This window comes from Streptomyces chattanoogensis, assembly GCF_001294335.1.
In the GTDB taxonomy this organism is placed as follows: domain Bacteria; phylum Actinomycetota; class Actinomycetes; order Streptomycetales; family Streptomycetaceae; genus Streptomyces; species Streptomyces chattanoogensis.
Map to the genome: position 1 here is coordinate 238,666 of NZ_LGKG01000207.1, position 12,603 is coordinate 251,268.

At 71.4% G+C, this 12,603-nt stretch carries 12 protein-coding genes; 6 read left to right on the forward strand and 6 right to left on the reverse strand.

Going from position 1 to position 12,603, the window contains the following annotated elements; translation table 11 throughout:
* Window positions 1-16: 16 nt before the first annotated feature.
* Window positions 17-688 (forward strand): GNAT family N-acetyltransferase, encoded by a 672-nt coding sequence (locus ADL29_RS39550; protein WP_211274476.1) that lies wholly within the window; start codon window positions 17-19, stop codon window positions 686-688.
* A gap of 16 nt (window positions 689-704) precedes the next feature.
* On the opposite strand, the gene ADL29_RS39555 is transcribed toward ADL29_RS39550, so the two are convergent.
* Window positions 705-1,874, reverse strand: a complete 1,170-nt coding sequence (locus ADL29_RS39555; RefSeq protein ID WP_053928301.1) for a PP2C family protein-serine/threonine phosphatase — start codon at window positions 1,872-1,874, stop codon at window positions 705-707.
* 369 nt (window positions 1,875-2,243) lie between these two features.
* Between ADL29_RS39555 and kdpB the strand changes: the two genes are divergently transcribed.
* Complete coding sequence (gene kdpB / locus ADL29_RS39560; RefSeq protein WP_053928302.1) at window positions 2,244-4,430, forward strand: potassium-transporting ATPase subunit KdpB; 2,187 nt, start codon at window positions 2,244-2,246, stop codon at window positions 4,428-4,430.
* Window positions 4,431-4,472: 42 nt separating this feature from the next.
* Here kdpB and ADL29_RS39565 read toward each other — a convergent pair whose 3' ends face one another.
* The gene (locus ADL29_RS39565; RefSeq protein ID WP_078971623.1) at window positions 4,473-5,522 is read right to left on the reverse strand and encodes a TauD/TfdA dioxygenase family protein; all 1,050 of its coding nucleotides are present in this window, start codon (window positions 5,520-5,522) and stop codon (window positions 4,473-4,475) included.
* Window positions 5,523-5,850: 328 nt separating this feature from the next.
* On the opposite strand from ADL29_RS39565, the gene ADL29_RS39570 reads away from it, so the two are divergent.
* On the forward strand, window positions 5,851-7,065 hold the full coding sequence (locus ADL29_RS39570; protein WP_053928303.1) for an ROK family protein: 1,215 nt from the start codon (window positions 5,851-5,853) through the stop codon (window positions 7,063-7,065).
* An 89-nt stretch (window positions 7,066-7,154) separates the two neighbouring features.
* Here the strand turns inward: ADL29_RS39570 and ADL29_RS39575 are convergent, their stop codons facing one another.
* On the reverse strand, window positions 7,155-8,135 hold the full coding sequence (locus ADL29_RS39575; protein WP_053928392.1) for an SDR family NAD(P)-dependent oxidoreductase: 981 nt from the start codon (window positions 8,133-8,135) through the stop codon (window positions 7,155-7,157).
* 55 nt (window positions 8,136-8,190) lie between these two features.
* Between ADL29_RS39575 and ADL29_RS39580 the strand changes: the two genes are divergently transcribed.
* On the forward strand, window positions 8,191-8,643 hold the full coding sequence (locus ADL29_RS39580) for a MerR family transcriptional regulator (protein WP_053928304.1): 453 nt from the start codon (window positions 8,191-8,193) through the stop codon (window positions 8,641-8,643).
* A gap of 5 nt (window positions 8,644-8,648) precedes the next feature.
* The gene (locus ADL29_RS39585) at window positions 8,649-9,161 is read left to right on the forward strand and encodes a DinB family protein (protein WP_245689825.1); all 513 of its coding nucleotides are present in this window, start codon (window positions 8,649-8,651) and stop codon (window positions 9,159-9,161) included.
* Here ADL29_RS39585 and ADL29_RS39590 read toward each other — a convergent pair.
* From ADL29_RS39590 to ADL29_RS39600, 3 genes are all read right to left on the reverse strand, one after another.
* The gene (locus ADL29_RS39590; RefSeq protein ID WP_053928305.1) at window positions 9,158-10,099 is read right to left on the reverse strand and encodes a trypsin-like serine peptidase; all 942 of its coding nucleotides are present in this window, start codon (window positions 10,097-10,099) and stop codon (window positions 9,158-9,160) included. The two genes, ADL29_RS39585 and ADL29_RS39590, sit on opposite strands and share 4 nt — an antisense overlap.
* A 184-nt stretch (window positions 10,100-10,283) precedes the next feature.
* The gene (locus ADL29_RS39595) at window positions 10,284-11,570 is read right to left on the reverse strand and encodes an ATP-binding protein (RefSeq protein ID WP_053928306.1); all 1,287 of its coding nucleotides are present in this window, start codon (window positions 11,568-11,570) and stop codon (window positions 10,284-10,286) included.
* A gap of 24 nt (window positions 11,571-11,594) precedes the next feature.
* Window positions 11,595-11,891: an SHOCT domain-containing protein gene (locus ADL29_RS39600; protein ID WP_211274477.1), complete on the reverse strand. Its 297-nt coding sequence runs from the start codon at window positions 11,889-11,891 to the stop codon at window positions 11,595-11,597.
* 177 nt (window positions 11,892-12,068) lie between these two features.
* On the opposite strand from ADL29_RS39600, the gene ADL29_RS39605 reads away from it, so the two are divergent.
* Window positions 12,069-12,599: a (2Fe-2S)-binding protein gene (locus ADL29_RS39605; protein ID WP_053928307.1), complete on the forward strand. Its 531-nt coding sequence runs from the start codon at window positions 12,069-12,071 to the stop codon at window positions 12,597-12,599.
* Window positions 12,600-12,603: the final 4 nt, after the last annotated feature.

A 12,603-nucleotide genomic window follows, 5' to 3' on the forward strand; every position in this document is an offset into this window, starting at 1 on the left:
TCGGCAGTCTCCCGCCATGAACACTCATGTCGGGGATGCTCATGTCGGGGATGCTCATGTCTGGCCTCTGTACGGACTTCGTGTGACGACCCCGCGCCTCGAGCTGCGGCTCCCGGATCTGGAGTGCCTGGCGGAGCTGGCGGCGGTGGCCGCGGGCGGGGTGCACGACGCAGCGGAGATGCCGTTCATCGTGCCGTGGACCGACGCGAGCCCGGCGGAGCGGGAGCGGGCGACCTTCCAGCATGTTCTGGGCACGGTGGCGGGCTGGCGTGCCCAGGAGTGGACGCTGAGCCTGGCGGTGCTGTGCGAGGGGAAGGTGATCGGGCGGCAGGACCTGTCCGCGGCCGGTTTCTCCGTCACCCGGGAAGCGGAAACGGGCTCGTGGCTGGGCCTGCGCCACCAGGGCCGGGGGCTCGGTACGGAGATGCGCGCGGCAGTCCTGCATCTCGCGTTCGAAGGGCTCGGCGCGCGCTCCGTGACGTCCGCCGCGATGACGGACAACCCACGGTCGCTCCGGGTGTCACAGAAGCTCGGTTACCGACCGGACGGCTTGACGGTGGCGTCCGTCCGGGGGACGGCGCGGACCCTGCAGCGGCTGCGTCTGGACCGCGCGGGGTGGGAAGAGCACCGTACGGTCGCGGTGGGGATCGAGGGGCTGGAACCGTGCCGGATGCTGTTCGGGACGTAGCGGGCCACCCTACGCTTCACCGGTCACCCGGCGGGCTGTCGTCGGGAGCGATGGCGAGGACGGCCACGTCGTCGTGGAAGACACGGGTGTGGCGCGGCAGGTCGGTGTTGAGGAAGTCGATGACGTCGGCCGGGCCGGGGGCGGAGTCGAAGGTGAAGCGGAGGCGGAGCCGGTCGAGGAGGGGGTAGAAGGCACCGGTGTCGTCGCGGGCCTCGATCAGGCCGTCGGTGCAGAGCAGGAGGACGTCGCCGGGAGTGAAGGGGTGGGTGTAGGCGACGGGGCGTTCTTCGACGAGGGTGCCCAGGCCGAGGGGCAGGGCGGGCGGTCCGATGAGGGCGGTCACCTCTCCGCAGGAGATCAGCACCGGTTCGATATGGCCGTGGTTGACGATCGTCACCCGCCCGGCCGGGGCGTCGTACTCGACCAGGGCGGCGGTCACGAACAGTTCGTCGTCACGGATCTCCGCGGCCTCCCGGGCCATGCTCCGCTCCATCCGCTGCGCGACGGACGGCAGGTCTGCGTCGTTGTAGACGGCCTCGCGGAAAGTGCCGAGGATGCCGGCGACGGTGCGTACCGCATTGAGGCCCTTGCCGCGGACATCTCCGATGATGACGCGCTCGCCGGCATCGGTGGCGCGGATGTCGTAGAGGTCGCCGCCGACCATGGTGCCGACCTCGCCGGAGCGGTAGAGACCGGCCGCGAGCAGCCGCCCCACCTGGTGCGGCACGGGTCTCAGCAGCGTACGCATCAGGGCCTCGGCCACCGAGTTGGCCCGCACCAGGTGCCGTTCCTGGCGTTGGCGGTGGGCGGCCAGGGCCACGCCGAGAATGCCGACCAGGGCCGTGGCGATATACGCGCCGACATAGTGCCTGCCCCACAGCTGGTGGATGTTGCGGCCGGAGCAGCACGGGGTGCCCGCCAAGGTGCCCTCGATCGCGACGGCGACGACGGTGACGGCGGCGACGCTCACCGGGCCGAGGGTGTAGGCGGCGGTCACCGGCAGGGCGATGAGCAGAAAGCTCACCGGCCACTGCATCGGCAGCGCCGGTTCGAGCAGCAGGACGAAGGCGACATAGGCCGGCGGCAGCCAGCGCAGCCATGTGGGCGGGCGGATCACCTCGAACCCGTTGGTGTCCACCAGCGCCGTGCCCCGGCCGGCGAGGTGACCGCGGGCCGGGCGGCTCATGGCCTGCCCCGTGTCGCCGCAACAGGACACCCCAACGCCTTCACCACCGTTATCCGCGACACCTTGTCCCACCGGCGGCCGGGATCAAGGGCCACAGCTTGACCGAGCCGGGCGGTGCCGCCCGGTGATTACGCCGTCGGTGGCATGTCACGGCATGTGCTCCGGGCTCGCCGTCAAGGTTGCGTATGGGTCGGGCGGTGCGCGCCGCCCTCGCCGTAAGAGAGCCGCAAATTCCCTGCCGGGCAAGGCGAGTGGCGGCCGGCCGGCCCGTACATTCCGTCGCGGCCGTCGGTTGCGCAGACGATGCGCAGACCACCGGCGGCCCGCCCTCCCGACACGCCGCAGGCCGCTCTCCCAGAAAGTCTCCGTATGGCTCCCGCCCCCCACGCCCCGACGGCGCCGACGACTTCGGCACACGGGACGGACTCCCCCACCGCGCAACGCTCCCCGGCACCCGGAGGCGGCCGACGGCGGCGACGGCGGCGGGAGACGGGCGGGCTCCTCGAACCCAGGGTGCTGCTGACCTCGCTCCCCGAGGCGTTGCGCAAGCTGCATCCGCGGGCCCTGTCCACCAACCCCGTGCTGTTCGTGGTGGCCTGCGGATCGCTGCTCACCACCCTTTCCGCGCTGCTGAATCCGTCCGTCTTCACCTGGGTCATCAGCTGCTGGCTCTGGCTGACGGTGATCTTCGCCAATCTCGCCGAGGCGGTCGCCGAAGGCCGCGGCAAGGCCCAGGCCGCATCGCTGCGCAAGGCCCGTACGGACATCACCGCCCGGCGGCTGCGCAACAACTGGCGGGTCGGTCTCGACGTGGGCAGCGCCGAGACCGAGACGGTGCCCGCCGCCGACCTCCAGCCCTTCGACTTCGTGCTGGTCGGGACGGGTGAAACCGTTCCGGCGGACGGCGAGGTCGTCGACGGCGTCGCCTCGGTCGACGAATCGGCGGTCACCGGCGAATCGGCGCCCGTCATCCGCGAATCGGGCGGCGACCGCTCCGGGGTCACCGGCGGCACCACGGTGCTGTCCGACCGCGTCGTCGTCCGCGTCACCTCGCGCCCCGGCCAGTCCTTCCTGGACCGGATGATCTCCCTGGTCGAGGGCGCGACCCGGCAGCGGACCCCGAACGAGATCGCGCTGCACATCCTGCTCGCCGCGCTCACCATCGTCTTCATCCTGGTCGTCGTCACCGTGCAGCCGATGGCCGAGTACGCCGGCGCGGCCCAGCAGACCGCCGTCCTGGTCGCCCTGCTCGTCACGCTCATCCCGACGACGATCGGCGCACTGCTGTCCGCGATCGGCATCGCCGGTATGGACCGGCTCGTCCAGCGCAACGTCCTGGCCATGTCGGGGCGTGCCGTGGAGGCAGCGGGCGACATCAACACCCTGCTGCTCGACAAGACCGGCACCATCACCCTCGGCAACCGTGCGGCGGTCGCCTTCGTCCCGATGCCGGGCCTCGACGAACTGCAGCTCGCGGACGCCGCCCAGCTCTCCTCGCTGGCCGACGAGACGCCCGAAGGCCGTTCCGTCGTCGTGCTCGCCAAGAACACGTACGGGCTGCGGGCGCCCGCCGAAGGAGAGCTCCGGCACGCCGAATACGTCGCCTTCAGCGCGCAGACCCGGATGAGCGGGGTCACGCTGCGCTGGACGGACGGGTCGGGGTGCGCCATCCGCAAGGGCGCGGCCACACAGGTCATCGAGTGGGTGATGGAGCGCGGCGGCGAGGTGCCCGCCGAGGCCCGGATGTTCTCCGACGCGATCGCCGCGTCGGGCGGCACCCCGCTGCTGGTCGCGGTCCACGATGCGTACGGACCGCGGGTGCTCGGCGTCATCCACCTCAAGGACGTCGTCAAGGACGGCATCCGCGAACGCTTCGCCGAACTGCGCCGGATGGGCATCCGTACGGTGATGATCACCGGCGACAACCCGCTCACCGCCAAGGCCATCGCCCAGGAGGCGGGCGTCGACGACTGCCTGGCCGAGGCCACGCCCGAGGACAAACTCGCCCTGATCACCCAGGAGCAGGAGGGCGGCAAGCTGGTCGCGATGACCGGCGACGGCACGAACGACGCGCCCGCGCTGGCCCAGGCGGACGTCGGCGTGGCGATGAACACGGGTACGTCGGCCGCCAAGGAGGCCGGCAACATGGTCGACCTCGACTCCAACCCGACCAAGCTCATCGAGATCGTCGAGATCGGCAAGCAACTCCTGATCACCCGGGGCGCGTTGACGACCTTTTCCATCACCAACGACGTAGCCAAGTACTTCGCGATCATCCCGGCGATGTTCGCCGGCGCATATCCGGGCCTGGCCGCTCTGAACATCATGGGCCTGCACAGCCCGACCTCCGCCATCACCTCCGCGATCATCTTCAACGCCCTCGTCATCATCGCCCTGATCCCCCTCGCCCTGCGCGGCGTGCGCTACACCCCCTCCTCCGCCCACGATCTGCTGCGCCGCAACCTGACCCGCTACGGACTGGGCGGGCTGATCGTCCCCTTCCTCGGCATCAAGCTCATCGACCTGGTGGTCTCCCGGATTCCCGGCCTCGGCTGACCGCCCGGCGGCCGGGGGGCCGGCCGCCGGGCGGTCAGCGGCTCACGACTGCGCGAGCGCGCCGTCGGTGGAGGCTCCGGAGGCGATGCCGTACGCGGGCTCCGGTACCGCCTCGGGTGCGATCAGCACCGAGCGCCGGCCGTCCACGCCCACCGGTACGTCGCCGTCGACGGTGACCCGGCGCAGGGTGCGCTCGTGGTCGTCGGAGTCGTCCACGCCGTAGTGCTGGGTGGCACGGTTGTCCCAGATGGCCACGTCGCCGGCGCGCCACTGCCAGCGGACGGTGTTCTCCGGGAGTTCGACATGCGACTGGAGGATGTCGATCAGGGCACGGGAGTCACGGCTGCGGAAGCCGAGGAGCTTCTGGAGGAAGTTGCCGAGGATCAGGGTGCGTTCGCCGGTCTCCGGGTGGACACGGACCACCGGGTGCTCGGTCCGGAAGGTGACCGCGGTGAAGACCTTCCGGTGCTGTTCGAGGGCGGCGGTCGGGGCGTTGGGGCGTACGGCCGCGTAGTCGTAGTCGTTGGTGTGGATGCCGCGGAGGCCGTCGGCCAGCACGCGCAGCGGTTCGGGGAGCCCGGCGTAGGCGGCGGCGGTGCTGGACCAGAGGGTGTTGCCGCCGTACGGCGGGATGACCTCGGCGCGGAGGAGGGAGAACGCCGGGTAGGCGGGGACGAAGGTGACGTCGGTGTGCCACTGGTTGGCGCGGCCGCCGTGGTCGTTGTCGATACCGAGGGCGTAGCGGCCGTCGACGGAGGGCACGGTGGGATGGGCGACGGGGGTGCCCAGGAGACGTCCGAACGCCTCGTGGCTCTCCGCGTCGAGGTGCTGCTGATCGCGGAAGAAGACGACCTTGTGCTCGAGGACCGCGGCGCGCACGGCGGCCACGGTGGCTGCGTCGAGGTCGCCGCCGAGGCGGACGCCGGCTATCACGGCGCCGATCCGGCCGCCGACCTTCTGGACGGTGAGGGTGGAGGGCTCCTCGGCGGCGGTTTCCCCGGTGGGGGTTTCCCCGGTGGGGGTTTCCCCGGTGGGGTTCTCTTCGGCGGTGTTCTCTTCGGTGGGGGTCTCCACGAGGGGTGCGGACGTCATGGACGGTTCCCTTCGGCGGGGCGGCTGTTGGATGTTCTCGGAGCGGAAAGAAATCCGTGCAGGTGAGCGCACAGGCAGGAGCGCAGGTGCGCGTACGGGTGTGGTTGCGGTTGCCGTGCCGTGTCCGCTGCGGGCTGCGCGTACGGGGCGGCGTATCCAGAACAGCGAAGAGGCGCTCTCGGGGTCAAGGTTCCCCGGCCCCGCTTCACGACCTTGCAATGCGCCCGACACCGTGACCGTCGCCGGCCCGCTTCCCGCTCGCCAAACCCCCTGTACGCACGGCATGTTGGAGCGGCCCCCGCCAGGCAGGAAGCCAGGAAGGACGACCATGCCCCCCACCACCCCGACCGCTGCGCACACCTCCGGTGACGGCCGCCGCGCGGCGAATGCGGCCGCGGTGCTGCGGGCCGTGCTCGACCACGGTCCGGTGGCCCGCAGCGGCATCGCCCGGCTGGCCGGGCTGAGTCCGGCGGCGGTCTCCCGGCAGTGCACCGACCTCGCGCGGCTCGGGCTGATCCGGGAGATGCCGGAGCTGGGGGCGGCCGGCGCCGTGGGCAGACCGCAGATCCCGGTGGATCTGTACCCGGGGCACGGCGGCGGCCCGGTGGCGGCCGGGGTGCACATCGGCGTTCCGCAGTCCACCTTCTGTCTGGCGGACCTGAGGGGACGGGTGCTGGCCCGGCAGGCGTTCCGGCACGACGGGATCGCCGCGAGCGCACTGCCGGACGAAGTGGGGCGCGCGCTGGCCGCGTTCCTCGCCCGGCGCACGGCGGGCGGCCGACTGCTGGGCGTGGGGGCGGCCATCGGCGGCTGGGTGGACCCCGGCAACGGCACCGTCGTACGGCACGACGCCCTCGGCTGGCACCACCATCCCCTCGGCGCCGAGCTGCGGCGGTACACCGGGCTGCCGGTGCGGATCGACAATCACGCGCGTGCGGTGGCACAGTCCGAGCTGCTCTTCGGGCGGCCCGCCGCACGCCGCTCCATGCTCCATCTCTTCGTGGGCAATGTGGTGGACGCGGCGCTGGCCATCGCCGGGGTGGTGCACCGCGGCCCGGGGTCCGGGGCGGGCGAGGTGGCGCATCTGCCGGTGCCGGAGAGCACGGTGGAGTGCCCCTGCGGACGGACCGGCTGCCTGGAGGCGACGGCTTCCGACACGGCGCTCGCCCGGCACGCCGCCGCGCGCGGCATCGTGCCGGAGCCCAGTGCCGCCCTGCTGGTGGACGCGGCGGCGGCCGGGGACCGGCGCGCGGACGCCCTGTTGCGGAAGCGGGCGCGGGCGGTGGGCCGTGCGACGGGACTGCTGCTCGATGTGCTCAACCCCGAACTGGTGGTGGTCACCGAGCAGTCGAGTCTGCTCGATCCGGAGTATCTGGACGAGATCCGGTCGGCCGCGACGGACCATTCACATGTCTGCGACGATCCGGAGCGGATCGTGGTCCCTCACGCCGGCCCCGCGGTCCTTCCGGTGGCGGCCGTCACCGTCCTGCTGAATCCGCTGTTCAGAAGCCCGCTGCAGGCGCTTGACCACACCCGTCCCTGACGGCATGGGCGGGCACGGGCGGGTTCACGGGCGCCCGTGCCCAGCCGGTCACGGGCCGCCTCGGCAAGCCCCACAGGGGACTCCGGCCCTCAGAACCCGCTCGTCCCGGTGAGTTCGCACGACAGCTCCCAGAGCCGGGATGCCGCACCGGGATCGGTGACCCAGGGCTTGACCCCGCCGATGAGCATGTCGTCGGTGCCGGCCGGCCCGGCGATGTCGCAGTCCTGGCAGTAGGCCCCGCCGTGGCCGTCGAGCAGGGGCGATGTCGCCGCCCAGACAGCCGTCGCCGCCCCCTGTTCCGGAGTCTTGAACCCCTCGGCCGGTTCACCGTCCGGCGTCACCCAGCCCTGCGCGAGCCACTCCTCACGCGGAATATGGCGCTGCAACGGCGTGAGGATGCTGCCGGGGTGCACGGCGAAGGCGTGCAGGCCGCTTTCGGCGCCGAGGCGGTCGAGGTGCAGGGCGAAGAGGGCGTTGGCGGTCTTGGACTGGGCGTAGGCGAGCCAGCGGTCATAGCCCGTACGGAAGTGGATGTCGTCCCAGCGGATGCCCGACAGAAAGTGGCCGGACGATGCCACGGCCACCACCCGGGCGCCGGGGGCAAGCGCCGGACGGAGCCGGTTGACGAGGGCGAAGTGTCCGAGGTGGTTGATGGCGAAGTGCGCTTCCCAGCCGGGGCCGACACGGGTCTCCGGGCAGGCCATCACGCCCGCGCCGTTGATGACGAGGTCGAGAGTGCGTCCGGTCTCCAGAAAGCGGTCGGCGAAGATCCGGATGCTCTCCAGGTCCGCCAGGTCGAGAGGCTGGACTTCCGTCCCGGGGGCGGCGGTTCGGCGGGTCGTTTCCCCCGCAATGCCGTGCAGGGCTTCCGCTGCGCGCGCGGGCCTGCGCGCCGGAACGATGACCTGCGCGCCGGCCCGGACCAGGGCGCGTGTGGTTTCCAGGCCGAGTCCGGAGTACCCGCCGGTGACCAGGGCGGTGGTGCCGGTCAGGTCGATACCGGTGAGGACGTCCTGGGCGGTGCTGTGCGCGCCGAATCCCGAACCGAGCTTCTGCTGTCGTGTGGTGATCATGCGGACGACGCTAAAACCTAGAGTGCGCGCTAGGTCAAGGTACGGTTCCGTCATGAGCGAGGACACCGAGAACCTGCCCATCGGGCGGGTCTCCGAGGCGACCGGCATGAGCGTGCATGCGCTGAGGTTCTTCGAGCGCGAGGGACTCTTCCTGCGCGAGATCCCCCGGTCCGGCGGCGGGCAGCGGATCTACCAACAAGCCGACGTGGACTGGCTCGTGCTGTGCAACCGCCTCCGCGCCTCCGGAATGCCGATCGCCACGATCCGGAAGTTCGCCGAGCTCATCCGCTCCGGTCCGGGCAATGAGCCCGACCGTCTGGCGCTGCTGCAGGAGCACGAGCAGAACGTGCAGGCGAAAATCGACGAACTCCAGGCCTGCCTCGGGGTCATTCACACCAAGGTCGTCATCTACGAGCAGCACGTGCAGGACGGAACGGCGGCGGGACTGTGGGCCCCGGCCCCGCAGCAGACATCCCCGCAGTGTCAGACCCCCGTGCCACGATGACGGTCATGAACACTCCCGAACGCACCATGCCCCCTTGGGACTCCGATGAGCGGGCCTCCCTGGAGAGCTGGCTCGACTTCTACCGGACCACCCTCGCCCAGAAATGCGACGGCCTGGCAGAGGACCGGCTCCGCAAGGCATCTGTGGCACCGTCACCGCTCACCCTGCTCGGCCTCGTCCAGCACATGGCGGAGGTCGAACGGAACTGGTTCCGCCGGGTCCTCGCCCAGGAGGACGCCCCGCCGATCTTCACCCCGGATGCCGACCCCGAGGACACCGACGGCGGTTTCGACCTCGCCGAGGACACCGGCTACGAAAAGGCGCTGCGGATATGGCAGGCCGAGACGGCCCTCGCCCGGGAGAACTGCGCGGCCCGCGCACTGGACGAGACCAGCCCGTTCATGGGCGGGCAGGTCACCCTGCGCTGGATCTACACCCACATGATCGCCGAGTACGCCCGCCACTGCGGCCATGCCGACCTCATCCGCGAGCGTATCGACGGTCGTACGGGCTTCTAGCGCGGCGCGGCGGGGGTGTCGCCGAGGACGGCGTGCAGGTACAGGGACAGTGTGTCGAGGGTGAAGTAGGAGCTGTAGGAGACGTCGGGGAAGTCGCCGCCCGTGTGATAGCCGCCGATCACGCCGATGAGGGCGTAGCCGGTCATGTCCCGTACCAGGAAGGGCCCACCGGAGGTGCCGCCGATATACCCCGCGCAGGCGATCTCCAGGAAGTCGCCCGGAGCGGCCGGGTCGGTGCTGGTGTACCGGTGTGTGGAGGAGGTGCAGTCGAGCGGCTTGGGGTGGGTGGTGTCACTGTGGCCGGGGTAGCCGATGAGCCGTACCTCGCGATGGCGGTAGCCCGGGTACGGCAGAAGGTCGTAGGCGCCGGTCACCTCCTCCGCCTCGGCACCGTCCTCGCGCGCCCCGAGGCGTACGACGGCGTAGTCCCAGCGGGCGCCCGCGTCCGTGCCGAGGTCGTAGTACCGCTGGTCGATGTAGATGCGGTCGACGGGGAAGATGCCGTACGGCCGGAGCCCGTCGTGGTACTGGGGCACGAACGACAGATACCGCTTCGGGTCGGGGGAACGAAGGCAGTGTGCGGCGGTGACCACGAGGTCGCGGTGCGGGCTGCGGACGACCGTTCCGCCGCAGAACCGGCCGGTGTTGGTGCCGTCCGTCCAGAAGAACGTCCCCACCTGGGGGAGCCCGTCGAAGGGGCGGCTCGGCGGAACGGGGTCGGCCGCCGGGCGCGGCGCCGCCGAACTCCCTTTGTCCACGACGGGTTTGGCGTCCCGCATCCGCTGCGGTGTCCAGTACGTGCGGGCGGCGGCCGCCGAGCGCCCCGGGGGCTCGGCGGCGTGCGCACGCGGGGCGAGGGGGGCTGCAAGCGGCAGCCCGAGAAGCGGGGTGGCGAACAGCAGGGCGGCGAGGGCGCGTACGCCAAACGGTCTGCGCATGGACGGAGTCCTTTCCCGGGCACGGCGTTCGGAAGGAACGGGACGGGTGCGAGGCGCGTGGACATGGTCGTACGGCGGGGGGCGTGTGGCGAGAGGGCGGTGCCGGAGAACCGGCGAACGGGCGGGGACGCCCGGACGGTTCAGCCGTGGGCTGCGGACGCTTCAGCCGTGGGCTGAGGACACGTCAGACGCGCGCAGCGGACCGGAGGTCCTGGTCGAAGGCGCGGATGTCGTCTTCGCTGAGCGAGGTGCGGGTACCGGCGATGGCCTGGAGGTAGTCGCCGGTCAGCTGTGCCGGGTCGGCCGTTACCTGCGGGTCCGCCGCCAGGTGGCGTTCGAAGGCGGTCTGCGCGGCGGTGCGTGCCGCGTACTCGATGTCCGCGGGGGTGAAGCGGTCGCTGGCCTCGACCAGCGCCTCCAGCTCGATGCCGGCCACCCGGTCCGGCCCGATGTAACGGGTCCAAATGGCCCGTCGGGCCTCGGCGTCCGGCGGGCCGACCGGGATCAGATAGTCGAACCGTCCCGGCCGCAGAAAGGCCGGGTCAAGGGAGCGCACCGCATTGGTCGCGCAGATCAGCAGCCTGCGCTCCCCGCGCCGGAACTGCGGGATGAGCTTGAGGAGTTCATTGGTCACCCGATGGGCCAGTGTGGTCGGGTCCTGCCGTTCGGAGGCGATCTCCTCCGCCTCGTCGAAGAACAGCACGGCCTGATCCAGATGCTCGACGCGTGCGAACAGCCGCCGCAGGGCGGCCGCCACCCCGTGAGCGTCGTCGCCCAGCTGGTACGGGAACACCTCGATGAACGGCCAGCGCAGCCGCGAGGCCACCGCCCGCGCAAAGGTGGTCTTGCCGGTGCCCGGCGGCCCGAAGAGCACCACGGCACGCGGCGGCACCAGCTGATAGCGCTCCGCGACCCCGGGATTCTCCAGCGGCAGCACCAGCCGGCGCTCGATCAGCGTCTTCTCCGCGGTCATCCCGGCGATGCGCTCCCACAGCCCGTCCTCCGGCACCACGCCGCCGAGCTGGTCGAGCATGGTGGCCTCGGCCGAATCCGAGGTCAGCAGCTTCTCGAAATAACTCAGCCCCGGCCGCTCGGTGTAACCGGAGTTCTTGAAGGCCTGCTCGCCGACCTCCCCCTGCGGCAGCAGCGCCCCGATACGGCGGGCGCCCGCGTCCGCCAGGCGCTCCTCCAGGGCAGCCAGCAGAGCCGATCCGATGCCGTGCCGGCGCCACTGACGGGCGATGGCCAGCCGCAGCACCCAGGCCCGTTCCTGTGCCACCGAGGACACCGCCGCACCGATGACCTGCTCCCCCACCGCGGCCACGACGGCGGGCGCGTGCCCGCTCAGGGCGCTCACCACCTCCGCCAGGCTCACCGCCGGATCCGCGGCGGTGTCACGCGACTCCTCCCAGATGCGCACCACCTGGTCCAGGTCGCCCTCCTCGAGGTTGCGGACCCGCCACGGAGTCATCGGCGCCACCTCCCCGGGCCGTGGTCACTTCGCGGGTCTTTCGCGGGCCGACCGGAGGGTGGCCAGCCGCCGCTGGTACTCCTCGTCCTCGATCTCGCCCCGGGCATACCGCTCGGCGAGGATCTGTTCCGCGGTGGGCTGTCTGTCGGGCGCGGGGCCGAGGCCCCAACCGGTGCGCTCGCCGTTGCGCGGCGCCGGACGGGCGAGGGCACGGAAGAGCAGCACACCGGCCGTGATGACCAGCCCCCAGAACAGGACGATGCCGATCGACATCGCCATCCAGCCCCACCCTCCTGCGCCGTGGTGGTACCAGAACATCATCGCGCTTCACTTCCTAAACTTCCCAGGTCAGGCGGGGTATGGACGTGTCGCTCGCGGGTGGTCCCGGTTCAATTCTCACTCCCCCGCCGCCTGTGGCGCACGCTGCGCCCGCGCCACAGGTCGCGGTCCCCTACCCGATGAAACAGGATGAAATATCCGGCCAGAGGAGGTCAGCCAGTGTCTGCTCCCCACGTCCCGTCCCGGGCGCCCGCAGCCGCCGTTCTGCCGGAACGCGGTCCCGACCCGGTGACGGTCACCCTGTCGGTCAACGGAGCCGACCACACGTTCGACATCGAGCCGCGGGTGAGCCTCCTGGACGCCCTGCGGGAACGCCTGGCCATGACGGGCGCGAAGAAGGGTTGTGACCAGGGCACCTGCGGCGCCTGCACGGTGTGGGTCGACGGGCGGCGGGTGCTCGCCTGTCTCACGCTGGCGATCGCCTGCGAGGGGCGCGAGGTGACCACCGTCGAAGGGCTGGCCGAGGGCGACGAGCTGCACGCCATGCAAAGCGCCTTCATCGAGCAGGACGCCTTCCAGTGCGGCTACTGCACCCCGGGCCAGATCATGTCCGCGGTGGCGCTGCTCAACGAGGGACATGCCGCCGACGACGCCGAGATCCGCGAGTGGATGAGCGGCAACATCTGCCGCTGCGCCGCCTACCCCCACATCCGGGCCGCCATCCGTACGGTCCGCGACCGGACCACCTGACCAG